Source organism: Kitasatospora sp. NPDC059817, assembly GCF_042731835.1.
Lineage (GTDB): Bacteria > Actinomycetota > Actinomycetes > Streptomycetales > Streptomycetaceae > Kitasatospora.
The window spans coordinates 1-22,461 of the sequence record NZ_JBHWIR010000033.1; the positions used below are offsets into that span (position 1 = coordinate 1).

The window sequence follows — 22,461 nt, forward strand, 5'->3', positions numbered from 1 at the left end:
CGCCACCTCGGAGTCGCCTGTCGCCGGCTCGGAGCCCATGACGTCGGTGCCGTTGGGGGGCTCGGCACCGTCCTCGTGGGCCCCGCCCCCCGCGGCGCCGGCGCCGTCGCCGAAGATCACGCAGGTGGTGCGGTCGGTCCAGTCCAGCGTGTCGGACATCCGCTCGGCGCCGATCACCAGCGCGCGGCGCGCCGCGCCGGCCCGGATCGCGTGGTCGGCGGTGGCCAGGGCGTACGAGAAGCCGGAGCAGACCGTGTTGATGTCGTACGCGGCGGGCGCCCGGACGCCGAGCCGGGCGGCCACGGCGGCGGCGGTGTTGGGGCTGCGCTCGATCGCGGTGCAGGTGGCGACCACGATCAGGTCGATCTCGTCGGCCGTCCGGCCGCTCTTGGCGAGCGCCTTCTGCGCGGCCTCGGTGGCGAGGTCGACCAAGGTCTCGCCCTCGGCGATGTGCCGGGTTCTGACGCCCACCCGGCTACGGATCCACTCGTCGTTGGTGTCGACGAGCGCCTCCAGGTCGTCGTTGGAGAGGACCTTGGGGGGCTGGTAGTGGCCGAGTGCCACAATGCGCGAACCGCTCATAGTGCCATGGAACCGGGTTACCCACTGGTCAGCGGGGCGCGCCCGGCTACAGGATCCGCCCCCGCGATCTGTAGGAGCCCGACAAGGGGCGTTGCGGCGACTGGCCTCCGGGCGCGCCGGGATCGACGCCGATGCGGACGACGGGGCGGGCACCGCCGCCGATGACGGGGCCGGCACCGCCCGGAACACCGTTCGGACGCCACCGGAACGCCGCCGGAACGCCGCAGTCGGGCCGGGGTCAGGCCGGGGTCGGAACGCCGGGGTCAGGCGGACAGCGAGGCGGCGTCGCCCATCACGATCACCGGGTGGGCCGCCGGGTCCAGGGTGCGGATCAGCTCGGCCATCTTGTCCTCGGGGATCGAGACGCAGCCGTGGGTGGGGCCGTCGTGGTCGACGTGGATCCAGATCCCGCCGCCCTTCTTCGCCCCCATCGGGCGGCGCGGGTCCAGCGGGGAGTTTCCGGGCACCCGGTTGTAGTTGATCGCGACCACGTAGTCGAAGGAGCCGGCCAGCTGGTCGCCGAAGAAGCCCGTCCCGGAGACCACGAAGCTCGGGTCCTTGTCGTACGGGAGCTTGCTGCCCGGGTCGGCCTTGCGGCCGCCCGCGTCGGAGAGCGCGAAGACGCCGATCGGGCTGCGCAGGTCGCCCTCGTTGTGGTCGGTGGTCCAGCCGTTGTTGCCGTTGTGGCCCTGCCAGGTCTCGCCGGCCAGCCAGCGGCCCTCGGGGGTGCGGGTCCAGAGGGTGACGGTGTTCTTGTTGCCGTTCTTGTCCTGGCCGGAGGCGAGCACCACCTGGGTGGTCTCGGTGGGTATCTTCGCGACGAAGTCGGCGCCGAGGCCGGGTATCGCGGCGACCGAGCCGTCCGCACGGACCTGGCTGCGGTCGGCGGCCGGGGGCTGGGTCTGCCGGTCGGCGGCGGCCCGGGCGGCGGGAGCCGGCTGGTCGGGCGTGCTGACGCCTTCCGGGCCGGGGCCGTCGGCGGCTGCGGCGACGGGCTTGGCGTCGTCCTGGCCGACGGTGTACCAGCCGGCGGCGGCCGCGACCAGCAGCGCGGTGCCGGCCATCACCGCCTTGCCGTGACGCTTCTTCTTCGCCTTCCGGCGGTGCCCCCGAGCGGCCGCCCGGGCACCCACGGGTGCCGCCACGGGCGGGGGCGTGGGCTGCCGGACGGGCTCCGGCTCGAACGCGTACACCGGTTCGGCGTCGTACACCGACTCGGGGGCGTACACCGGCTCGGCGTCGTACGCCGGCCTGGGGGTGTAGACCGGCCCGGGGGCGACGAGCGGGTCGGGCCCGGCGGCGTACGGCTGGAACGGCTGCTCGTACGCCTCGAAGTACCCGTCAGGGGCCTGCGGGAGCTGCCCGTACTCGCCGTAGTGGTCCTGCCGGACGGGCTGCCGGTACGGCTCACCCGCCCCGTACGGCTGCTGCGGCACCCCGTACACCGGCTCCGCTATCGGCTCGTACGACGGGTACGTGGTGGCGCGATGAGAACCGGACATACCGCCGATCCTGCCAAACGGTGTACCGGTTGGTAAACCCGGGGCGGGTGCGGGGGCGGTGAAGAAACGCCGCCGCCCGGGCCGGGGCCCGGGCGGCGGGGGAGTTCTCCGGTCAGAGGCGCATCGCCTGCGGGGCCTCGCGGCGCCCCAGGTCCGGGCCCTCGTACTCGCGGATGATCTCGTAGCGGGTGTTGCGCTCGACCGGGCGGAAGCCGGCGTCGCGGATCAGGTCGAGCAGGTCGTCACGGCCCAGCTTGTTCGGGGTGCCGAAGTTGTCCGCGTCGTGGGTGATCTTGTACTCGACCACCGAGCCGTCCATGTCGTCCGCGCCGTGGCTGAGCGCCAGCTGGGCGGTGGTGACGCCGTGCATCACCCAGAAGACCTTGACGTGCGGGACGTTGTCGAAGAGCAGCCGGGAGACCGCGAAGGTCTTCAGCGCCTCGGCGCCGGTGGCCATCTCCGTGCGGGCCATCAGCTTGTTGCGCACGACGCCGTCCTTGGAGTCGTGGAAGTCGTGCTGGTAGCGCAGCGGAATGAAGACCTGGAAGCCGCCGGTCTCGTCCTGCAGCTCGCGCAGCCGCAGCACGTGGTCCACCCGGTGGCGGGGCTCCTCGATGTGGCCGTACAGCATGGTGGCCGGCGTCTTGAGGCCCTTGCTGTGGGCGAGGCGGTGGATCCGCGACCAGTCCTCCCAGTGGGTGTCGTGGTCGACGATGTGCTGGCGGACCTCCCAGTCGAAGATCTCCGCGCCGCCGCCGGTCAGCGACTCCAGGCCGGCGTCGATCAGCTCGTCCAGGATCTCGTCGGCGGGCAGGCCGCTGATCTTCTCGAACCAGTGGATCTCGGTGGCGGTGAAGGCCTTCAGCGAGACGTTCGGCAGGGCCGCCTTCAGCTCCCGCAGCGAGCGCGGGTAGTAGCGCCAGGGCAGGGTCGGGTGCAGGCCGTTGACGATGTGCAGCTCGGTGAGGGAGTCGACCTCCATCGCCTTGGCGAGCCGGACGGCCTCCTCGATGCGCATCGTGTAGGCGTCCTTCTCGCCCGGCTTGCGCTGGAACGAGCAGTACGCGCAGGACGCGCTGCACACGTTGGTCATGTTGAGGTGGCGGTTGACGTTGAAGTGGACGACGTCGCCGTTCTTCCGCGTCCGCACGTGGTGGGCCAGACCGCCCAGCCAGGCCAGGTCGTCGCTCTCGTAGAGCGCGATCCCGTCCTCGCGGGTCAGCCGCTCACCCGCGTAGACCTTCGCCTCCAGCTCGCGCTTCAGCCCTGCGTCCATGCGGTGCCCCGCCTCCTCCGACTTCGATTCCTTGCCGGACCCGAGCGTACGTCACTCGTCCGCTCGCCTCCGGGCCGCTCCGACCCGGTGCCGACGCTCCTCGCTCCGGCGCTCCTCCGTCGCTAGTCGCTCGTCACTTTCGGCACCGGCGCGCCCTTCGGCTCGGGACGGTCCGACAGCAGCTCAGCGAGCAGTGCAGGGTCGATGTTGCCACCACTGACCACGGCCGCGACCGTCCGGCCCCCGGTCTCGGCGGCGCGGTGGAAGTAGGCCGCCGGGGCGACCGCGCCGGAGGGCTCGGCGACCAGCCGGCCGCGGCGGGCCAGCAGGGCGACGGTGGCGCGGATCTCGTCCTCGGTGACGGTGACGATGTCGTCCACGTACGCGGTCAGGTGCTCGAAGGGCAGCTCGCCGACCGACGGGGTGCGCAGGCCGTCCGCGATGGTCCGGTAGGTGTCGGCGACCGGCCAGGCCAGCCGGCGGCCGGCCCGGAAGCTGGCCTGCGCGTCGGCGGCCAGCTCCGGTTCCACGCCGATCACCCGGATGCCCGGGCGGGTGAGCTTGAGCGCGGCCGCCGTCCCGGAGATCAGGCCGCCGCCGCTGACCGGCACCAGGACGGTGTCCAGCCCGGCGGGGGCGTCCTCGGCGATCTCCAGGCCGACCGTGCCCTGGCCCGCGATGATGAACGGGTCGTCGTACGGCGGCACCCAGACGTAGCCGTGCCGCTCGGCCAGTTCGGCGGGCAGGGTGTCCCGCTCCTCCGGCGACACCAGGACCACCTCGGCGCCGAACCCCCGGGTGGACTCCACCTTCACCGCCGGCGAGGTGTCCGGCATCACGATCACGGCCTTGATGCCGAGCAGCGCCGCCGCGTACGCCACCGCCTGCGCGTGGTTGCCGCTCGACTGGGCGACCACGCCGCGGGCCCGCTCGGCCTCGGTGAGCGCGGCCAGCCGGTTGTACGCGCCGCGGGTCTTGAAGGCCCCGGTCGGCTGGAGGTTCTCGGGCTTCAGCCAGAGCCGGCGCTCCCCCTCGTCCGCCCACGGGGCGGGAACCAGCGGGGTGCGCACGGCCACCCCCGCGATCCGCTGCCGAGCGGCGCGCAGCTCCTCCAGACCGACCAGTGCCATCCGTCACTCTCCTTCGGGAGGGAGTTCGCTCACCCGGTTCTCCCACTTCGTGGAGAGTACGACGGTGGTGCGGGTGCGGGCCACGCCTTTCGTGCCCGAGATCCGCTTGACCACCGACTCCAGGCCAGCCACGTCGGCCACCCTGACCTTGAGCATGTAGGAGTCGTCACCCGCGATGAACCAGCAGTCCTCGACCTCGTTGAGGTCCTTGAGCCGGTGCGCGACGTCCTCGTGATCGGCGGCGTCGGTCAGCTGAAGGCCGATCAGGGCCGTGACGCCGAAGCCGAGCGAGGCCGGATTGACCGTCGCGCGGTAGCCGGTGATGACACCGGCCTGCTCCAGCCGGTTGATCCGGTCCGTGACGCTCGGGCCGGAGAGCCCGACCAGCCGGCCCAGCTCGGCGTAGGACGCGCGGCCGTTCTCCCGGAGCGCCTGGATGAGCTGTCTGTCCACCGTGTCCATATACCGTCCGCGTCCTTCCGAACCTCACCAGACCCACAGATCATTATCCGGATTCCAAGGCGCCATGCGCGGAACAACCCGGATATCGCAGAGAAGATACTCTCCCGCCCCCGGCCTCCTCACTCCCCCTCAGCCGACACGCTGCCGTTCTCGTCGGACCGGCGGGCCGCCGCCCCCAACTCCCCTTCCCAGCGCAGGTACAGGGAATGCGGGACGCCGACCGCGTCCAGCACCCGGCCGGCCACGAAGTCGACGAGTTCCCGCACGGTCGAGCCGCCGGCGTAGAACCCGGGAGAGGCGGGGAGGACGACGGCGCCCTGCGCGTCGAGCTCCACCAGGTGCTTCAACGTCACCCCGTTGAGTGGCGCCTCGCGCACGCACACGACCAGCGGGCGGCGCTCCTTGAGGGTGACGCTGGCCACCCGCTGCAGCAGGTCCTTGCTCAGGCCGAGCGCGATCCCGGCCACCGCGCCGGTGGTCGCGGGCACCACCAGCATGCCCTTGGCCGGGTACGAGCCGCTGGACGGGCCGGCCGCGAAGTCCCCGGCGGGCCAGTAGCGGACGTCGTCCAGGCCCTCGTCGGAGCCCAGCCAGGCGGCCAGGTCGGCGCGCCAGTGGGCGTCCCGGAAGGAGATGCCGGTCTCGTCGAGGATGGTGAGCCGGGCGGCTCGGCTGACGATCAGGTCCACCGGCTCCCCGGCGGCGAGCAGCGCCCGGATCACCGAGGCGGCGTACGGCGTCCCCGACGCACCAGAGACCCCGACCACCCACGGCTGACGCTTGACTGTTCCCATGTCCCATTTCTATCCGGACTCACCCGGTCGGGCCTCATCCGCGGGCTCCCCTGGAAGGATGGGGGCATGGCAGCGACCCTCGTCGACCTCACCCATCAGGTGACCACCGCGATGCCGGTCTACCCCGGCGATCCGGCCGTCCTGTTGGAGCCCGCGCTCACCACCGCCACCGCCGGGGTGAACGTGCTGGCCCTGCACCTCGGCTCGCAGTCCGGGACGCACGTGGACGCGCCCTACCACGTGGACGTCACCTGGCCGACCCTGGACGGGCTGCCGCTGGAGCGGTTCACCGGCCCCGCGGTGCTCGCCGACCTGCGCGGACTGGAGCCCCGGGCCGCCGTCACCCCCGAGCTGCTCGCGCCCGCCCTGGCGCGCGTCGGCGAGGGGTCCGTCCTGCTGCTCGCCACCGGCTGGGCCCGGCACTGGGGCACCGACGCCTACCTCGCGCACCCCAGCCTGACCGCGGCCGCCGCCGAGGCGATCGTCGCCGCCGGGGTGCGGACCGTCGGGGTGGACGCGCTGAGCGTCGACCCCACCCCCGACCCGGGCCCGGGCGACCCGGCGGTCGCCGCGCTGCTCGCGGACCTCACCGACGAGCACGACCAGCCCGGCGCCGACGAGCCGACCCTCGCCGCGCACCGGGTGCTGCTGGGGGCGCCCGGCGGCGGGGTGATCGCCGAGAACCTGACCGATCTGCGGGCGCTGCTGGACGCCCAGGAGGCCGGGCGGCCGGTCGAGGTGTCGCTGTTCCCGCTGCGGCTGGCGGCGGCGGACGGTGCGCCGGTCCGGGCGGTGGCAAGGCTGGGCTAGGGAGTCGAAGACCCTCCCCGGGGCGTTCCGGCCAGTCGCCGCACGGGACTTGGTCTAGACCATCCCCCGGCGCCGCCGCTACGCTGTCCGCCCATGGCAGAGATCATCGGAGTGATCGAGCGACTCTGGCGCTACCCCGTGAAATCCACCGGCGGCGAGCGGCTCGACTCCGTCGAGGTGGACGAGCGCGGCCTGGCCGGCGACCGCCTCTACGCCGTCCGCGACGCGGACGGCAAGCTCGGCTCGGGCAAGAACACCCGCCGCTTCCGCCGGATGGACGGTCTGCTCCGCCTCTCCGCCCGCCTCGGCCACCGGATCGACGGCCCCGAACTGTTCGACCCGCTCGGCCGCCCGGTCGCCGACCCGGGCGCCTTCCTGCGCGCCTACCTCCAGCGCGAGGACGTCGAACTCGCCCGCGAGGACGCCGTCTCCCACTTCGACCAGCTGCCGGTCAGCGTGCTCACCACCGCCACCCTGGACTGGGTCCGCGAGGCCGCCCCCTTCACGGTGGTCGACGAGCGCCGGTTCCGCCCCAACATCCTGCTGCGGACGCCCCCGGGCACCCCGCCCTTCGTCGAGGACGGCTGGTTCGGCCGGGAGGGGCACGGCGGCACCGGCGCCCGCCTCGCCTTCGTCCGCTCCAGCGAGCGCTGCGCGATGACCGGCGCCCCCCAGCCGGGGCTGCCGCACGCCCCCGAGATCCTCAAGGCGATCGTGCACGCCCACGACGGCCGGCTCGACGCCCTCGCCGAGGTCGCCGCCCCCGGGCGGCTGAGCGTGGGCGACGAGCTCGCGCTGCATTGAACCCGGCGAGCACCTGGAGAGCGGAACCGCAGGTCAGGGCGGTCTCAGAGGTTTTCGAAAAAACTTTTGGATCACCTGCAACCCCGGCGGCCGCCGCACGTCTATGCCAGTGAGAGGCGGGGAAACCCGCCGAACCCGGACCGCGAGAGGCACTGGGGGCGACGCCCTCGAACTTCGGGTCCGACTCCAAGCACACGTACCGGCCGGCGGCTGAAATACCGACGGCAGAACACCCTGGGGGGTATTTCCATGCCTGCTGTCCGCGCCCGTCGCTCCCGCTCCACCGTCCTCACCGCCGCCACCCTCGGCGTGCTGCTGGCCACCGGCGCGGTGCTGTCCTCCCCGGCCGCGTACGCCGCCGAGGCACCGGCGGCCGCCACCGCCCCCGCCGCGCCGGCCGCCGAAGCCACGGCCGACAAGCCGTCGCTGAAGGTCAACGCGCCGACGACGGTCGGCCGCGGCGGGCAGCCGGTCGAGTTCGCCGAGACCATCACGAACCCCGGCACCACCGAGGCCTCGTTCACGCTGAGGATCGGCACGAGCGGCGCGGGCCCCATCGCGACGCACGCCATCAAGGTCGACTACCGCGACGCGGACGGCACCTGGAAGCCCGTCGCCGACACCGTCCCCGGCCTGACCGTCGCCGCCGGTGCCACCAGGACCGTCCAGCTGCGCCTCACCACCGAGCTCGCCGCCTACTGGTCCAACCAGGACTCGACCGTCACGCTCAGCTCCGCCGTCCTCGACGCGACCGGCACCACCGTCCTCGCCGAGAGCACCGACCAGGTCGCGGCCAAGGCCATCACCGTGCAGGTCAAGGACGCGCCGACCACCGCCGTCGCCGGCGGCGCCCCGGTCGAGTTCGACGTCACCGTGAACAACCCCAGCGCCTCGCGCTACACCACCGTCGACAAGGTCGTGGAGGCGGACAAGCACAGCACGCTCCAGGTGCGGAAGGCCGACGGCAGCTGGGAGAACATCACCGGCACCGCCAGCAGCCAGCCGGGCTCCGACCGCGTCACGTACCACCTCACCGACGACAGGACCATCGCCGCCGGCAGCAGCGACACCCGGCACGTCCGCTTCGCGTTCGCCGCCGATGCCCCGCTCGGCACGGCCTACATCCACCCGTGGGCGATGCTCGACCAGGGCGCCGGGGCCATGCAGGCGATCGTCGGCCCCCAGTTCGTCGCGATCGACGTCACCGCCGCCCCGGTCGCTGCCAAGCCGGCGCTGACCGTCCAGGAGCCGGCCCCGATCGGGTACGGCGGCGAGCCCGTCGAGTTCTCCGAGACCGTCACCAACCCGGGCACCGCCGAGGCCCCGTTCACCCTGAAGCTCAACGTGAGCAACGTGCACGCCCGGGTTCACGACGCGTTCGCCATCGAGTACCGCGACGCCGACGGCACCTGGAAGCCGGTCGAGCTGACCTTCAAGCAGAGCGACAGGACCTTCAACTTCAGCGGCAAGGTCACCGGCCTGACCGTCCCCGCCGGCGCCACCAAGACCTTCCAGCTGCGGCTCGCCGCCGTGGGCAACAACGACACGGGCGGCTACAGCCTGCCGACCAAGCTCTACTCCGCCGTCGTCGACCCGGCGGCCGAGGACACCGTGCTCGCCGAGGCCACCAAGGACGTCGCGGTGAAGTCCCTGGTCGTCCAGCTCAAGAACGCGCCGACCACCGCCGTCGCCGGCGGCGCCCCGGTCGAGTTCGACGTCGCCGTCAACAACCCCAGCGCCTCCCGCTACGGCAAGCTCGCCACCATCCTGTGGGCCGACTCGCACAGCGTCCTGGAGATGCAGAAGGCCGATGGCGCCTGGGAGACCGTGCCCGGCACCCCGGGCCCCCAGGCCGGCGGCCCCGTCCGCTACCTCCTCAGCGGCGACGCCCTCGCGGCAGGCGCGACCATCACCAAGCACGTCCGCCTCGCCTACACCGCCGAGGCCAAGGTCGGCCAGACCTCCGTCGACCCGTCCGCCGTCATCAACGAGGGCACCGCCCACGCCGCCAGCGCGAGCCCGCAGGGCAACGCGATCCAGGTCACCGCCGACACTTCCGGCATCGGCACCGGCCCCGTCATCCGGACCAGCTACACCACCGGCACCGCCGACGAGACCGACACCACCAGCACCACTGGCACTACCGGCACCACCGGCACCACCCAGCTGGCGGGCGGCGAGCTCGCCCACACCGGGTCGGACGGTGTCATCAAGACCGCGGCGGGCGCCGCCGCCCTGCTCGTCAGCGGCATCGGCGCGCTCTTCGTCGCGCGCCGCCGCCGCAGCGCCTGACCGCCCCCGTCCGAGCCCCGGCTCCCCGGCTCCCCGGCTTCGCCCGGCGGGCCGGGGCTCGGCGTTTTCCGGGAGAGCTCGGTGCTTTCCGGCAGACACGTCCCAGGAACGGATCAGGCAGTCTCCCGGCCCCGCTACGGCAGGGCGACCGCCCGCAGGTAGGCCTCGGCGAAGAGGTCGATGGACTCCTCCAGCGAAGGCAGTCCGGCGCCGAGCGCCGGTTCGAGGACCGGCCGCAGCAGGATGTGGTTGATCAGCGGGCCGAACAGCAGTTGGACCAGCACCGGGAGCGGCAGCGGACGCAGCCGTCCGGCCTCGATGTACGGCAGCAGCAGCCGGCCGAGGCCGTCGAACAGTCGCGGCAGGTGGGCCGCCATCATCCGGGAGGCGGGGCCGTCCGGTCGGGCGAACAGGTCGGCGAAGACCGCCGGCATGACCCGGGGCTGGCGGTCGAAGGCCGCGGCGAAGGCGCGGTGGAGCGCCCGGACGGTGTCCTCCAGGCGCTCCGGCGGGTTCGCGGCGAGCGCCTCCAGGTCCGGCAGCGGGCCGTACTGGAGGAAGACGGCGGTGAGCAGGCCGTCCCGGCCCTCGAAGACGGTGTGCAGGCTGGGCAGCGAGCACTCGGCGCGGTCCGCCACGGCGTCCAGGGTGACCCCGCCCAGGCCGCGTTCGGCCACCAGCCCGGCCGCCGCCGCGATCGCGCGTTCCCGTACCGGCGGCCGTCCGCCCGGGTCGACGCCCGCCTGCCGGACCGCCTCGTCCAGGGGTGCCCGGCAGCCGCCGAGCCTGCGCAGCAGGGTGCTGCGGGAGATGCCGGCCGTCGCGGCGATCGCCGTCAGCGGGACGTCCGCGACGTCCTGGCCCCGGTCCTTCGCCGCCGTGAGGGCGGCCGCCACCAGATCCTTCATGTGGAGCAGCATACTACTTGACACCTGAGACAGTTCCAGAGACTCTGTAAATGCAAGTTCCACACGGAAGGTGATCAACCGAGCACAGCAAGGGAGAGAGCCATGAGCGTCGTGATCTCCGGGGGCGGACCGGCCGGAATGATGTTGGGCCTGCTGCTGGCCCGGGCGGGTGTCGAGGTGACCGTGCTGGAGAAGCACGGGGACTTCCTGCGGGACTTCCGCGGCGACACCGTCCACGCCTCCACCGTGCGGCTGATGGACGAACTCGGCCTCGGCCGGAAGTTCGCCGCGCTGCCGCAGAGCCGGCTCGGCAACCTGGTGGTGCCGGTGCCCGGCGTCGGCCAAGTCCCGCTGAGCGCCTACGACCGGCTGCCCGCGCCGTACAACTACATCGCGATGATGCCGCAGTGGGACCTGCTCAACTTCCTCGTCGAGGAAGCCCGGCAGGAGCCCACCTTCACCCTGCGGATGAACACCGAGGCCACCGGACTGATCCGGGAGGGCGGCCGGGTGGCCGGCGTGCGCTACCGCACCCGGGACGGCGAGCAGGGCGAGCTCCGCGCCGACCTCACCGTCGGCACCGACGGCCGGCACTCCACCCTGCGCAAGGCGGCCGGGCTGGTGGCCGAGGAGTACCCGGTGCCCTTCGACGTCTGGTGGTTCCGCCTGCCCCGGCACGCGGAGGAGCAGGCCGCGCCGCCCAGCCTCGTCGCCGGCTTCGGTGACGGCGAGCTGGCCCTCAGCATCGCCCGCGACAGCTACTTCCAGATCGCCTACTTCAAGCCGAAGGGCTCCGACCCGCAGCTGCGCGCCGAAGGCGTGGAGCGCTTCCGCGAGCGGATCGCCCGGCTGCTGCCCCAGTACGCCGACCGCGTCGACCAGTTGGCGGGCATGGACGACGTCCACATGCTCGACGCCCGGCTCAACCGGCTGGACCGCTGGTACACCGACGGGCTGCTGCTGATCGGCGACGCCGCCCACGCGATGTCCCCGGCCGGCGGGGTGGGCATCAACCTCGCCATCCAGGACGCCGTCGCGGCCGCCACCCTGCTCGCCGAGCCGCTGCTGCGCGGCCGCCCGACCACCGCCGCGCTCGCCCGGGTGCAACGGCGGCGCCAGATGCCGACGGTGGTCATCCAACGGCTGCAGCGGATCCTGCACGGCGTGATGTTCGTCCCGGCGCTCACCGGCCGGCGGTCCGGCCCGCCGATGGGATTCGCCGCGCTCGTCCGCCACGTCCCGGCGGTCCGGCTGGGCATCTCCCGCCTGATCGCCTTCGGCCCCCGCCCCGAACACGCCCCGGACTTCGCCCGACGGCCCATGGCGTAGCCGCCGGCCGCACGGGTCGGCGACCGGCCGTTCGGGCGGGAGGCTTCCGGGGAAGGACCGAGGGCATGACGATCCCTCACCGCTCGACCGGCACCGGCGACCACCACGTCCTGGTCCTGCACGACTGGTTCGGCACCAGCGCGGGCTGGGGCCCCTTCCTCGACTACCTCGACGGCAGGGCCTTCAGCTACGCGTTCCTCGACTACCGGGGCTACGGAGAACGCAAGGACGTCACCGGCTCCTACACGCTCGCCGAGATCGCCGCCGACGCGCTCGCCCTGGCCGATCAACTCGGCTGGGACCGCTTCTCGCTGATCGGCCACTCGATGGGCGGCAAGGCCGCGCAGCAGGTGCTGGCCGAGGCGCCGCTGCGGGTGCGCAAGCTCGTCGGCCTGGCGCCCGTCCCCGCCGGGGCCTACCCGCTGGACGCCGACGGCGAGGCGCTGTTCTACGGCGCCGCCGAGGACCGCGAGAAGCGGTACGCGATCCTCGACCTGGTCACCGGGCAGCGGGCGGGCCGGGTCTGGCTGGACCGCATGGTCGACCAGTCGCTCCGGCTCTCCACGCCCGAGGCCTTCGGCGGGTACGTGCGGGACTGGGCGACGGCCGACCTGGAACGCCGCATCAACGGGAACCCCGTCCCCGTCAAAGTGATCGTGGGCGCACACGACCTCGCCCTGACCGCCGACGTGATGCGCGGCACCTGGCTCGCCCACTACCCCAACGCCGAACTGGAGGAGCTCGACGGCAGCGGCCACTACCCGATGTACGAGACGCCGGTGGCACTGGCCACCTCGCTGGAGTCCTTCCTGCACAACTGACACCCGCCTTCACCCGACCGGGTGCGCTTCGCGGCGAGGGGCGGGGACCTGTAGCAGGCTCCTCCGCATGACTGACGACCCGTCAGTGCAGTCGCCTCGACCTCGCGGAGATCCCCATGGCCAACGTCCCGAAAGACCTCAAGTGCACCAAGGACCACGAGTGGGTGCGGACCACCGGCAAGGACAAGGCCCGGGTGGGCATCACCGACTTCGCGCAGAAGCAGCTCGGTGACGTCGTCTTCGCCGACATCCCCACCCTGGGGAAGCAGCTCGAATCCGGCGAAGCGTTCGGCACGGTGGAGTCCGTCAAGGCGGTGAGCGAGATCTTCATGCCGCTCACCGGAACGGTCACCGCGGTGAACGAGGGCCTGAACGACGAACCCGAACTGATCAACACGGACCCGTACGGCGACGGCTGGATCATCGAGCTCACCGTCGCCAAGCCTGACGAGCTGAAGCAGTTGCTCACGGCCACCCAGTACGAGGCCTTCATCTCCAGCCGTTCGGAGTAGCCACCCCGGGCCGAGCGCACAGGAAGTCGGACTCGCCGACTTCCTGTGCGCAGCCGGCGCCCGGCCAGGTGGCGGGGGCCCCGGGCGAGGTCAGCGCGCGAAGCACTCGGGGGCGCACGCGAGTTGGCGCGCGCCTGGTAGACGATGGCACATGAACCGGAGACCCGCACACATGGGGCGTCTCATACTTCTCACCTACGTTCAAGGCATGACAGAGAAGCGAGTTGACGAGGCGTCACCTGTACTGGCGGTCGGCGTCCCCGGAGCGGTCGAGCGACACGTCGGGCTGCAGCTCGCCGCCGCCGGGGTGCGCGTGCGGACCCTGACGCAGCAGGCCCTGCTCGACCCGGCATCACTGGAGGCGGCGGTCCAGGAGGCGGGCGCGGTGCTGCTGGGGTGGCCGTTCCCCACGGCGGACGAGGCGGCGGACGCGGTGGGGGTGCTGGCCCGGGAGGTCGGGCGGGTGGTGTTCCTCTCCTCGACGGCCGTCCGGGCCGAGGGCGAGGTGGAGGCGCTGCTCGCCGGGAGCGGGGTCCGGCACACGGTGCTGCGGGCGCACGGGTTCACCGCCGCGCTCCAGTGGGCGCAGGAGATCCGCTCCGGGGGCGCCGTGCAGGGCTACGGCGGCGCGGCCGGACTGAACCCGGTGGATGAGCGGGACATCGCGGCGGTCGCCGTCCGCGCCCTCACCGAGGACGGCCACAACGGCGCGCACTATCTGCTCACCGGCCCGGAGTGCCCCACCCAGGCGGAACAGGTGGACATCATCGGCGAGGCCGCCGGCCGCCCGGTGAAGTGGCAGGAGATCCCCCGCGAGGCAGCCCGCCGCCGCATGTCCGCCACCAGCCGGCCCGGAGCGGCCGTCGACAGCGCACTGGACTTCATCCACGCCCGCATCACCACCCCGAACCCGGCCACCACAACGGTCCAGGACCTCACCGGCCACCCACCCCGCAACTTCCGCACCTGGGCCACGGATCACGCGTCCCTGTTCCGTTAGGGCGTGCCCGGCCGGCGGCCGGGCCGCTCAGATCCCCAGGCCCCGGATGATCAGGTCCAGCAGGGCGAAGACGAACAGCGAGATGCCCACGAAGCCGTTGGTCTGGAAGAACGCCCGGTTCAGCTTGGAGAGGTCGTTCGGCTTGACGATGGTGTGCTCGTAGACGAACGCCCCCGCGACGACGACCAGGCCGACCCAGAACGCCGCACCGGCATGCGTCAGGAGCGCGAACCACCCCAGCAGGAGCGTCGTGACGACGTGGCACACCCGTGCGCCCCAGATGGCCGCCGGGATGCCGAAGCGGGCCGGTACCGACCGCACCTTGCCGTGCCGGTCGGACTCGACGTCCTGGCAGGCGTAGATGAGGTCGAAGCCGCCGATCCACACGCCGACCGCGACGCCCAGTACGAGGGCGTCCCACGACCAGGTGCCGGTCACCGCGAGCCAGGCGCCGACCGGGCCCATCGCCTGGGCGAGGCCCAGGATGGCCTGCGGGAAGTCGGTGAAGCGCTTGCCGTACGGGTAGACCACCATCGGCACGACGGCGACCGGCGCGAGCGCCAGGCAGAGCGGGTTGAGCATCGCCGCCGCGCCGAGGAAGACGATCAGCGCCACGGCCGAGCCGGCGTACGCCGTCTTCAGCGACACCGCGCCCGTGACGAGTTCGCGCGAGGCCGTGCGCGGGTTCCGGGCGTCGATCTCGCGGTCGATGATCCGGTTGGCGGCCATGGCGAAGGTGCGCAGGCCGACCATGCAGACGGTGACGATGAACAGCTCGCCCCAGTGCACCCGCTCGTCGGCGAGGAACATGGCCGTCAGTGCGGCGGTGTAGGCGAAGGGCAAGGCGAAGACCGAGTGCTCGATCATCACCAGGCGCAGGAAGGCCTTCGTGCGCCCCGGGGTTTCGACGGCAGCCGTGCTCACAGCCCGTATTCCTTCCAGCGGCGGGACACCAGGGCGGCCGTGGCCGGGTCCGACTCGACCATCTCGGGCCACCCGCCGTCGCGGGTGTACCCCTCCTCGGGGAGCTTGCGGGTCGCGTCGATGCCGGCCTTGCCGCCCCAGAACTGCTGGTAGGAGGCGTGGTCGAGGTGGTCGACCGGGCCCTCGACGACGGTGAGGTCGCGGCTGTAGTCGACGTTGCCGAAGGCCCGCCAGGCGACCTCCTGGTAGTCGTGCACGTCGCAGTCGGAGTCCACCACGATGATCAGCTTGGTCAGCGACATCATGTGGGCGCCCCAGATGGCGTGCATCGTCTTCTGGGCGTGCTTGGGGTACTTCTTGTCGATCGAGACGATCACGCAGTTGTGGAAGCCGCCGGCCTCGGGCAGGTCGTAGTCGACGATGTCCGGGATGATGATCTTCAGCAGCGGCAGGAAGAACCGCTCGGTGAACTTGCCCAGCGGGCCGTCCTCGGTCGGCGGGCGGCCGACCACGATGGACTGGAGGATCGGGCGGCGGCGCATCGTCACGCAGTCGATCTTCAGCGCCGGGAACGGCTCCTGCGGGGTGTAGAAGCCGGTGTGGTCGCCGAACGGGCCCTCGGGGAGCATCTCACCGGGCTCCAGCCAGCCCTCCAGCACCACCTCGGCGTCGGCCGGGACCTGGAGCGGGACGGTCTTGCAGTCGACCATCTTCACCCGCTCCCCGGCGACGAAGCCGGCGAACAGGTACTCGTCGATGTCGCCGGGCAGCGGCGCGGTGGCCGCGTAGGTCACGGCGGGCGGGCAGCCGAAGGCGATCGCGACCGGCAGCCGCTCGCCGCGCTTCGCGGCCACCGCGTAGTGGTTGCGGCTGTCCTTGTGGATCTGCCAGTGCATGCCGATGGTGCGGCGGTCGTGCCGCTGGAGCCGGTAGAGCCCGAGGTTGCGGATGCCGCTGTCCGGGTCCTTGGTGTGGGTGAGGCCCAGGTTGAAGAAGGAGCCGCCGTCCATCGGCCAGGTGAACAGGGCGGGCAGCTCGTCCAGGTTGACGTCGTCGCCGGTGAGCACGACCTCGTGGACCGGCGCGTCACCGGACTTCACGTGCCGGGGCGGCACGTGCGCCATCGAGGCGAGCTTGCCGAAGGCGTCCCGGAAGCCGGTGAAGCCCTGCGGCAGCTCGGGCTTGAGCAGGCCGGCGATCTTCTCCGCGATGTCGTCCGGGCCCTTGAGGCCGAGCGCCTTGGCGAGGCGCCGCTCGGTGCCGAAGACGTTCATCGCGAGCGGCATCGACGAGCCCTTGACGTTCTCGAAGAGCAGCGCGGGGCCCTTGGCCTTCTGGACCCGGTCGACGATCTCGCCGATCTCCAGGTGCGGGTCCACCTCTGCCTTGATGCGCTTGAGGTCGCCCTCACGGTCGAGTGCCCGCAGGAACGAGCGGAGATCGTCGTATGCCATGCCTGTCAGTATCCGCCACCGGATAGCCTGGCTCCGTCAAGGGCCCCGGGAAGGCACCCGCCCCGACCGCCCCGCAGGGAGATCGCCGCCGTGCTGAGAATTCTTCTGACCATCGTCCTTCCGCTCGCGCTCTGGGTGTGGGCGTTCATCGACTGCCTGACCACGTCCGAGGACCAGGTGAAGCACCTGCCCAAGCCGGTGTGGGTGCTCATCGTGCTGCTGTTCCCGCCGGTGGGCCCGATCGCCTGGCTGGTGGCCGGCAAGCAGCGCGGCCTCCTGCGGACCGGGGCTCCCGACGACGCCGACGGTCGTCCGGGGCAGCCGGTCCGGCGCGACGGCCGCCCGCTCGCACCGGACGACGACCCCGAATTCCTCGCTTCGTTGAAGAGGAGCGACAACGATCACGAGGACATGCTGAAGCGGTGGGAGGCCGATTTGCGCCGCCGCGAGCAGGAGCTGCGGGGCGAGGACGAGCCCGAGGACGGCCGAAAGAGCTGATCGGAGCCACTGGGGGGATCCCCCGGACAGCCCACCCGGACGGCACCGGGTGGGCTGTGGTGTTTTTGGCGCTTCCCTACGACTCGGCGCCCTCTAGCACGGATCCGTACCGGTGCCCGACCGGACTTGAGCGGGGCTTGAGCAAGGCGCAAGAGGGCCGCCCTACATTACTGAACGAGGGCCCTGACCTGCGCTTTTCTTCATGTTCAGATCATCGGGCCATCACCTGACCGACAGCCCCCGGTATTCGAACGGACACCCAGTGCTCCGGCTTCGACACCACCGCTTCTGTGCAGGCCTGACATCTAAACGGACCTGACCTTGTACGGAATCGACGCCGAAACCAACGCACGGCCCCTCGTACAGTCATAAGTGAAGAAAGTGATTCGCAGCCGGGGGCACAGCAGACGTTGGCTGTCGGACAGTTCCCTCACCCTTGGAGTGGTTCGAGATGACGGTTGTGCATGAGGCGCCAGTCGACGGCGAGGTCCCCGAGGTCGCGGCCGACGCCCGCGGGCGGGTCGCCGAGCTGCACGAACTGCGCGAGAAGGTGCGGCGCGGCCCCAGCGAGAAGGCCACCGAGGCCCAGCACGCGAAGGGCAAGCTGACCGCCCGCGAGCGCATCGACCTGCTGCTGGACGAGGGCTCCTTCCGCGAGGTCGAGCCGCTGCGCCGGCACCGCGCCCAGGGCTTCGGCCTGGAGGCGAAGAAGCCGCACACCGACGGTGTGATCGTCGGCTGGGGCACCGTGCACGGGCGGACCGTCTTCACCTACGCGCACGACTTCCGGATCTTCGGCGGCGCGCTGGGCGAGGCCCACGCGCAGAAGATCCACAAGATCATGGACATGGCCATCGCGGCCGGCGCCCCGCTGGTCTCGCTCAACGACGGCGCCGGCGCCCGCATCCAGGAGGGCGTCACCGCCCTCGCCGGCTACGGCGGCATCTTCCAGCGCAACACCAAGGCCTCCGGCGTCATCCCGCAGATCTCCGTCATGCTCGGCCCCTGCGCCGGCGGCGCCGCCTACTCCCCCGCGCTGACCGACTTCGTCTTCATGGTCCGCGAGACCTCCCAGATGTTCATCACCGGACCCGACGTGGTCCAGGCCGTCACCGGCGAGAAGATCACCCAGAACGGCCTCGGCGGCGCCGACGTCCACGCCGGCGTCTCCGGCGTCTCCCACTTCGTCTACGACGACGAGCAGTCCTGCATCGAGGAAGTCCGCTACCTCCTCTCCCTGCTCCCCCAGAACAACCGCGAGATGCCGCCCCCCGCCGTCAACGACGACCCCGTCGAGCGCCGCAACGACACCCTCCTCGACCTCGTCCCCGCCGACGGCAACCGCCCCTACGACATGCGCAAGGTCATCGAGGAGATCGTCGACCACGGCGAATACCTCGAAGTCCACGAACGCTGGGCCACCAACGTCCTGTGCGTCCTGGCCCGCATCGACGGCCACGTCACCGGCATCATCGCCAACCAGCCCCAGTCCCTCGCCGGCGTCCTCGACATCAACGCCAGCGAGAAGGCCGCCCGCTTCGTCCAGATGTGCGACGCCTTCAACATCCCCCTCGTCACCATGCTCGACGTCCCCGGCTTCCTGCCCGGCGTCGACCAGGAGCACGACGGCATCATCCGCCACGGCGCCAAGCTCCTCTACGCCTACTGCAACGCCACCGTGCCCCGCATCCAGCTCATCCTGCGCAAGGCCTACGGCGGCGCCTACATCGTCATGGACTCCCGCTCCATCGGCGCCGACCTCTCCTACGCCTGGCCCACCAACGAGATCGCCGTCATGGGCGCCGAAGGCGCCGCCAACGTCATCTTCCGCCGCGACATCAACGCCGCCGAAGACCCCGACGCCATGCGCGCCCAGAAGATCAAGGAATACAAGAACGAACTGATGCACCCGTACTACGCGGCCGAACGCGGCCTCGTCGACGACGTCATCGACCCCGCCGAGACCCGCCAGGTGATCGCCTCCGCCCTGGCCATGCTCCGCACCAAGCACGCCGACCTGCCCAGCCGCAAGCACGGCAACCCGCCGATGTAACGCCCGCGCCCACGCGCGGCCCGCAGCACGCAGTTCCGAGCGACCACCACACACCACAAGCCACCGGGGGAGAAAACCAGACCATGACTGCTTCCGCCGAACCCCTCGTCCGTATCGTCCGCGGCTCGCTCTCCGACGAGGAGCTGGCCGCCCTCACCGCCGTGCTGATGGCCCGGGCGGCCGTCGCGCAGCAGGCCGCCGCGACCGCGCAGGTCGAGCCGATCGCCAACTGGCAGCGCCTGGAGCGCCGCCCGGCCTACTACTCGCCGGTCAGCTGGCAGCAGGCCGCCTGACGGCCCGGAACCTCCCGCGACGGCCGGTCACCCCACCCGGGTGGCCGGCCTTCCGGCCTTCCTGGCGGCCTGGGGCACCGGTCCCGGCCGCCCCGACCACCGGGTGTCCGCTCCGCCCCGGCGCGGCTCGGTAGAATACCTACTGGACGGTATGCGGCCCGCCGCCCCGTCGGCCCCCATAGGATCGGCCGCTGCCGATGGACCAGAACTATCCAGGGAGGCTGCGATGGCCAGGCAGGCCCGCGCGCTGGCGACCCGCCAGACGGTACTCCTCGCGGCGGCCGAGGTGTTCGACGAGCGGGGCTACGCCGCCGCCACGATGTCCGAGATCCTGGACCGGGCCGGTGTCACCAAGGGCGCGCTGTACTTCCACTTCCACTCGAAGGAAGAGCTGGCGCTCGCCGTCATCGAGGGGCAGGGCGCCTGGCTGGGCACCTGGCAGCCGTCCTCGGACAGCCCGGTGCAGACCCTGATCGACCTCGGGTACGCCTTCGCCCACGCCCTCCAGGACGACCCGCTGGTGCGCGGCAGCATCCGGCTGACGATCGAGCACGGCAGCTTCACCCAGCCGCAGATCGCCGCCTACCAGGGCTGGTCCGACGTGGCCCGCGGGCTGCTGGAACGCGCCCGGGACGCCGGGGACCTCCACCCGGGGATCGACCTGGCGGCCGCCGCCGGGGTGATCACCGGGGCCGTCACCGGGATCCAGCTGAGCTCCCAGGTGCTGACCGACCGGCGGGACCTGATCCAGCGGATGTCCGACCTGTGGACGCTGGTGCTGCCCGGCCTGGTCCAGCCGCACGCGCTCGCCCGGCTGAGCGTCGCCGAGCGCGTGCCCTCCTAGGGCGTCTCCCGGGGCGTCTCCCGGACGTTTCCCAGGGCGCTTGCCGGGGCTCCCCGCCCAGGGCCGCTCAGAGCCGGTAGCCGGCGCAGTGCTCCACCGCCACCAGGGCTGGCAGCGCGGCCGCCCAGAGTCGGCCGACGGCCTCCGGACCGGGCCGGTCGGCCTCCTCGGCGGCGAGCAGCACCTGGCCGGCCGCCATCGTCGTCAGCAGTTCGGCGGCGGCCCGGCGGTCCAGCCCGGGGCGCAGCTCGCCGGCCTCGGCGGCGCGGTCCAGCAGCCGGTGGACGACGGCGGTGAGGCTGCGCCAGGCGGCGTCCGTGCCGGGCGGGCCGTCCGGGGTGTCGGCCCGGGGCGGGCCCTGGCGGCCGAGCCGGACGCCGGCCCGGACCATCACGTCCTCGCGCAGCAGCCGGGCGAGTTCATGCGAGAAGTCGATCAGGCCCTGGAGGGCCGGTCCGCCGGAGCGCAGGGCGCGCAGCGCGGCCGAGCCGATCTCGCGCCCGGCGGCGGCGCGCACGCCGTCGGCGAGGGCCTGCTTGGAGACGAAGTGGAAGTAGAGGGCGCCCTTGCTCACCCCGGCCCGGCGGCTGATGTCGACCAGGCTGGCGGCTTCGAAGCCCACGCCGGCGAACGTGTCCGCCGCGGCGAGCAGCACGGCACGCCTGGTCCGCCCCGCGCGTTCCTGCTTGACCACTGGGCCCCTCCGGACTCGGCCGGACGCGTTTCCCCCCGCCCGCCCCGCTGCTGTCAGCGCGCCGCCGTTGGGGGCGACGCCTCGCATGCGGACGGCGCCGACCGAAACCGCATGGTTGGTATCTAATCTAGCTCCTTCGCGGACCCCGCCGTCCAGTGGGGAGCACCCCCGCCCCGGGCCTGCCACCCCCCGGGCGGCCATTACCCCAGTCCAGGGTAGGGGTAGCGTGGTCGCGTCGGGCTGCGCGGCAGGGGCCACCCCAGACGCAGAAGAGAAACCGGGTGGTCTGTATGTTTTATCTCAGGCGACCGTACCGGCCGCTCGACCGTCACCCTGGAGTAGGGCCCGTCATGCCATTGATCGTAGAGCCGGACGCCCACGGTCCGTACGCCCACCCCGGTCCCGGCTACGACTTCCACGAGCGGACCGTCTCCCGCCACCTGGTGCACCGCACCTCGGTGTCCGAGGTGTTCCTCACCGGCTGGCAGGCCACCGGTCCGTACGACTTCCTGCTCGGCGCCCAGTGGCCCCGGCTGCACGCCTTCTACCGCCTGCCCGGGGACCGCTTCCACGACCCGGTGCTGATGGCCGAGACCATCCGGCAGGCCGGGCTGCTGGTCGGCCACGCCGGCTTCGGGGTGCCGCGCGGCCACCACTTCGTCATGGAGGACCTCTCCTACGCGCTCGGCCCGGACGGGCTGCGCGGCCTGGCCGTCACCACCGGGCCGGCCTCGCTGATGCTCGCGGTCGGCTGCGAGGACGTCCGGATGCGGCACGGCCGGCTGGTCTCGCTGCGGGTGCACATCGACATATCCCGGGACGGCCACCCGATCGGCCACGGCTCCGGCCAGTTGCGGGTCGTCTCCCCCGCCTCCTACGCCCGGCTGCGCGGCCCCGAGCGGCGGGCCGCCACCCTGCCCCGGCTGCCCGCGCCCACCGCGCCCGAGCTGGTCGGCCGCGCACAGCCCACGGACGTCGTGCTCAGCCCCACCCTGCGGCCCGACACCTGGCTGCTGCGCACCGACGCCGGGCACCCGGTGCTGTTCGACCACGAGCTGGACCACGTGCCCGGGATGCTGGTGCTGGAGGCCGCCCGGCAGGCCGCCCAGCGGCTGCGCCACCCCGAACCGGTGGTACCGGTCGAGCTGGTGACGTCCTTCGACCGCTACATCGAGCTGGACCGGCCCTGCCTCGTCCAGGCGGTCCACGAGCAGACGCCGGACGGCCGCCGGCTGCCCGTCCGGGTGCTGCTGGTCCAGGACGGGCGGACGGCGGCCGACTGCCGGCTGCTCACCGAACCGATCGACGGGCCCGCCGACGGATCGGCGGACAGGCCGGCGGACAGACGGGGTGACAGACCGGGCGACAGACCGGCCGAGCCGCCGACGGTGCCCGCCCGGCGGGAGGCCTTCGACGACCGCCCCGCCGGCCAGGGCATCGGCAGCCCCCGGCTGCCGCTGGCCAGTTGAACGGCCGCCC

General features: G+C 72.3%; 21 protein-coding genes and 1 pseudogene. 12 read left to right on the forward strand and 10 right to left on the reverse strand.

Annotation, left to right across the window (positions count from 1 at the left end; all coding sequences use genetic code 11):
• From ACFV61_RS10010 to ACFV61_RS10035, 6 genes and pseudogenes are all read right to left on the reverse strand, one after another.
• Positions 1-582, reverse strand: a pseudogene (locus tag ACFV61_RS10010) (3-oxoacyl-ACP synthase); the annotation flags it as partial.
• A 263-nt stretch (positions 583-845) separates the two neighbouring features.
• The gene (locus tag ACFV61_RS10015; RefSeq protein ID WP_380491011.1) at positions 846-2,084 is read right to left on the reverse strand and encodes a L,D-transpeptidase family protein; all 1,239 of its coding nucleotides are present in this window, start codon (positions 2,082-2,084) and stop codon (positions 846-848) included.
• Between the two features lie 112 nt (positions 2,085-2,196).
• A complete protein-coding gene (gene mqnE / locus ACFV61_RS10020) occupies positions 2,197-3,360 on the reverse strand; it encodes an aminofutalosine synthase MqnE (RefSeq protein ID WP_063348893.1) in 1,164 nt (387 codons plus the stop codon).
• A gap of 122 nt (positions 3,361-3,482) precedes the next feature.
• Positions 3,483-4,490 carry a threonine/serine dehydratase gene (locus ACFV61_RS10025; RefSeq protein ID WP_380491013.1) on the reverse strand — a complete coding sequence of 336 codons (1,008 nt, stop codon included), beginning with the start codon at positions 4,488-4,490 and terminating at the stop codon, positions 3,483-3,485.
• A 3-nt stretch (positions 4,491-4,493) separates the two neighbouring features.
• Entirely contained in the window at positions 4,494-4,952 is a 459-nt protein-coding gene (locus ACFV61_RS10030; protein WP_063348891.1) for an Lrp/AsnC family transcriptional regulator, read from the reverse strand.
• A 119-nt stretch (positions 4,953-5,071) separates the two neighbouring features.
• Positions 5,072-5,746 carry a UbiX family flavin prenyltransferase gene (locus ACFV61_RS10035; RefSeq protein ID WP_380491015.1) on the reverse strand — a complete coding sequence of 225 codons (675 nt, stop codon included), beginning with the start codon at positions 5,744-5,746 and terminating at the stop codon, positions 5,072-5,074.
• 66 nt (positions 5,747-5,812) lie between these two features.
• Here ACFV61_RS10035 and ACFV61_RS10040 point away from each other — a divergent pair, with 66 nt between their 5' ends.
• The 3 genes from ACFV61_RS10040 (at position 5,813) to ACFV61_RS10050 (ending at position 9,652) form a co-directional block, all read left to right on the forward strand.
• Positions 5,813-6,556 (forward strand): cyclase family protein, encoded by a 744-nt coding sequence (locus ACFV61_RS10040; RefSeq protein WP_063348889.1) that lies wholly within the window; start codon positions 5,813-5,815, stop codon positions 6,554-6,556.
• A 93-nt stretch (positions 6,557-6,649) separates the two neighbouring features.
• Positions 6,650-7,360, forward strand: coding sequence for an MOSC domain-containing protein (locus tag ACFV61_RS10045; protein ID WP_380491016.1), 711 nt, complete (start codon positions 6,650-6,652; stop codon positions 7,358-7,360).
• Between the two features lie 249 nt (positions 7,361-7,609).
• Positions 7,610-9,652: a hypothetical protein gene (locus ACFV61_RS10050; RefSeq protein ID WP_380491018.1), complete on the forward strand. Its 2,043-nt coding sequence runs from the start codon at positions 7,610-7,612 to the stop codon at positions 9,650-9,652.
• A gap of 134 nt (positions 9,653-9,786) precedes the next feature.
• Here the strand turns inward: ACFV61_RS10050 and ACFV61_RS10055 are convergent, their stop codons facing one another.
• Entirely contained in the window at positions 9,787-10,560 is a 774-nt protein-coding gene (locus tag ACFV61_RS10055) for a TetR/AcrR family transcriptional regulator (protein WP_063351314.1), read from the reverse strand.
• A 102-nt stretch (positions 10,561-10,662) separates the two neighbouring features.
• On the opposite strand from ACFV61_RS10055, the gene ACFV61_RS10060 reads away from it, so the two are divergent.
• The 4 genes from ACFV61_RS10060 to ACFV61_RS10075 all read left to right on the forward strand — a co-directional run bounded on the left by ACFV61_RS10060 (position 10,663) and on the right by ACFV61_RS10075 (position 14,222).
• Positions 10,663-11,889: an FAD-dependent oxidoreductase gene (locus ACFV61_RS10060; RefSeq protein WP_063348886.1), complete on the forward strand. Its 1,227-nt coding sequence runs from the start codon at positions 10,663-10,665 to the stop codon at positions 11,887-11,889.
• A 65-nt stretch (positions 11,890-11,954) separates the two neighbouring features.
• Positions 11,955-12,710: an alpha/beta fold hydrolase gene (locus ACFV61_RS10065; RefSeq protein ID WP_380338149.1), complete on the forward strand. Its 756-nt coding sequence runs from the start codon at positions 11,955-11,957 to the stop codon at positions 12,708-12,710.
• A gap of 116 nt (positions 12,711-12,826) precedes the next feature.
• Positions 12,827-13,222, forward strand: coding sequence for a glycine cleavage system protein GcvH (gene gcvH, locus ACFV61_RS10070; protein ID WP_380491020.1), 396 nt, complete (start codon positions 12,827-12,829; stop codon positions 13,220-13,222).
• A gap of 208 nt (positions 13,223-13,430) precedes the next feature.
• A complete protein-coding gene (locus ACFV61_RS10075; protein WP_380491021.1) occupies positions 13,431-14,222 on the forward strand; it encodes a hypothetical protein in 792 nt (263 codons plus the stop codon).
• Positions 14,223-14,249: 27 nt separating this feature from the next.
• Here the strand turns inward: ACFV61_RS10075 and mqnP are convergent, their stop codons facing one another.
• Together mqnP and ACFV61_RS10085 are read right to left on the reverse strand one after the other, a co-directional pair.
• Positions 14,250-15,155: a menaquinone biosynthesis prenyltransferase MqnP gene (mqnP, locus tag ACFV61_RS10080; protein ID WP_380375486.1), complete on the reverse strand. Its 906-nt coding sequence runs from the start codon at positions 15,153-15,155 to the stop codon at positions 14,250-14,252.
• Positions 15,143-16,600 (reverse strand): menaquinone biosynthesis decarboxylase, encoded by a 1,458-nt coding sequence (locus ACFV61_RS10085; RefSeq protein ID WP_063348882.1) that lies wholly within the window; start codon positions 16,598-16,600, stop codon positions 15,143-15,145. The genes mqnP and ACFV61_RS10085 overlap by 13 nt, the downstream gene beginning before the upstream one ends.
• A gap of 90 nt (positions 16,601-16,690) precedes the next feature.
• Between ACFV61_RS10085 and ACFV61_RS10090 the strand changes: the two genes are divergently transcribed.
• The 4 genes from ACFV61_RS10090 (at position 16,691) to ACFV61_RS10105 (ending at position 20,288) form a co-directional block, all read left to right on the forward strand.
• Positions 16,691-17,098: a PLD nuclease N-terminal domain-containing protein gene (locus ACFV61_RS10090; RefSeq protein ID WP_063348881.1), complete on the forward strand. Its 408-nt coding sequence runs from the start codon at positions 16,691-16,693 to the stop codon at positions 17,096-17,098.
• Positions 17,099-17,549: 451 nt separating this feature from the next.
• Positions 17,550-19,151, forward strand: coding sequence for an acyl-CoA carboxylase subunit beta (locus ACFV61_RS10095; protein ID WP_063348880.1), 1,602 nt, complete (start codon positions 17,550-17,552; stop codon positions 19,149-19,151).
• 83 nt (positions 19,152-19,234) lie between these two features.
• Positions 19,235-19,444 carry an acyl-CoA carboxylase subunit epsilon gene (locus ACFV61_RS10100; protein WP_063348879.1) on the forward strand — a complete coding sequence of 70 codons (210 nt, stop codon included), beginning with the start codon at positions 19,235-19,237 and terminating at the stop codon, positions 19,442-19,444.
• Positions 19,445-19,670: 226 nt separating this feature from the next.
• A complete protein-coding gene (locus tag ACFV61_RS10105) occupies positions 19,671-20,288 on the forward strand; it encodes a ScbR family autoregulator-binding transcription factor (protein WP_063348878.1) in 618 nt (205 codons plus the stop codon).
• A 67-nt stretch (positions 20,289-20,355) separates the two neighbouring features.
• Here the strand turns inward: ACFV61_RS10105 and ACFV61_RS10110 are convergent, their stop codons facing one another.
• On the reverse strand, positions 20,356-20,982 hold the full coding sequence (locus ACFV61_RS10110; RefSeq protein WP_363374920.1) for a ScbR family autoregulator-binding transcription factor: 627 nt from the start codon (positions 20,980-20,982) through the stop codon (positions 20,356-20,358).
• A 350-nt stretch (positions 20,983-21,332) separates the two neighbouring features.
• Here ACFV61_RS10110 and ACFV61_RS10115 point away from each other — a divergent pair, with 350 nt between their 5' ends.
• Positions 21,333-22,451 (forward strand): ScbA/BarX family gamma-butyrolactone biosynthesis protein, encoded by a 1,119-nt coding sequence (locus ACFV61_RS10115; protein WP_380491023.1) that lies wholly within the window; start codon positions 21,333-21,335, stop codon positions 22,449-22,451.
• Positions 22,452-22,461: the final 10 nt, after the last annotated feature.

What these genes read in the sequence shown, in the direction of transcription:
- ACFV61_RS10015 (WP_380491011.1), bottom strand. Translation starts at nt 2,084, where the DNA reads ATGTCCGGTTCTCATCGCGCCACCACGTACCCGTCGTACGAGCCGATA.
- mqnE (WP_063348893.1), bottom strand. Translation starts at nt 3,360, where the DNA reads ATGGACGCAGGGCTGAAGCGCGAGCTGGAGGCGAAGGTCTACGCGGGT.
- ACFV61_RS10025 (WP_380491013.1), bottom strand. Translation starts at nt 4,490, where the DNA reads ATGGCACTGGTCGGTCTGGAGGAGCTGCGCGCCGCTCGGCAGCGGATC.
- ACFV61_RS10030 (WP_063348891.1), bottom strand. Translation starts at nt 4,952, where the DNA reads ATGGACACGGTGGACAGACAGCTCATCCAGGCGCTCCGGGAGAACGGC.
- ACFV61_RS10035 (WP_380491015.1), bottom strand. Translation starts at nt 5,746, where the DNA reads ATGGGAACAGTCAAGCGTCAGCCGTGGGTGGTCGGGGTCTCTGGTGCG.
- ACFV61_RS10040 (WP_063348889.1), top strand. Translation starts at nt 5,813, where the DNA reads ATGGCAGCGACCCTCGTCGACCTCACCCATCAGGTGACCACCGCGATG.
- ACFV61_RS10045 (WP_380491016.1), top strand. Translation starts at nt 6,650, where the DNA reads ATGGCAGAGATCATCGGAGTGATCGAGCGACTCTGGCGCTACCCCGTG.
- ACFV61_RS10050 (WP_380491018.1), top strand. Translation starts at nt 7,610, where the DNA reads ATGCCTGCTGTCCGCGCCCGTCGCTCCCGCTCCACCGTCCTCACCGCC.
- ACFV61_RS10055 (WP_063351314.1), bottom strand. Translation starts at nt 10,560, where the DNA reads ATGAAGGATCTGGTGGCGGCCGCCCTCACGGCGGCGAAGGACCGGGGC.
- ACFV61_RS10060 (WP_063348886.1), top strand. Translation starts at nt 10,663, where the DNA reads ATGAGCGTCGTGATCTCCGGGGGCGGACCGGCCGGAATGATGTTGGGC.
- ACFV61_RS10065 (WP_380338149.1), top strand. Translation starts at nt 11,955, where the DNA reads ATGACGATCCCTCACCGCTCGACCGGCACCGGCGACCACCACGTCCTG.
- gcvH (WP_380491020.1), top strand. Translation starts at nt 12,827, where the DNA reads ATGGCCAACGTCCCGAAAGACCTCAAGTGCACCAAGGACCACGAGTGG.
- ACFV61_RS10075 (WP_380491021.1), top strand. Translation starts at nt 13,431, where the DNA reads ATGACAGAGAAGCGAGTTGACGAGGCGTCACCTGTACTGGCGGTCGGC.
- ACFV61_RS10085 (WP_063348882.1), bottom strand. Translation starts at nt 16,600, where the DNA reads ATGGCATACGACGATCTCCGCTCGTTCCTGCGGGCACTCGACCGTGAG.
- ACFV61_RS10095 (WP_063348880.1), top strand. Translation starts at nt 17,550, where the DNA reads ATGACGGTTGTGCATGAGGCGCCAGTCGACGGCGAGGTCCCCGAGGTC.
- ACFV61_RS10100 (WP_063348879.1), top strand. Translation starts at nt 19,235, where the DNA reads ATGACTGCTTCCGCCGAACCCCTCGTCCGTATCGTCCGCGGCTCGCTC.
- ACFV61_RS10105 (WP_063348878.1), top strand. Translation starts at nt 19,671, where the DNA reads ATGGCCAGGCAGGCCCGCGCGCTGGCGACCCGCCAGACGGTACTCCTC.
- ACFV61_RS10115 (WP_380491023.1), top strand. Translation starts at nt 21,333, where the DNA reads ATGCCATTGATCGTAGAGCCGGACGCCCACGGTCCGTACGCCCACCCC.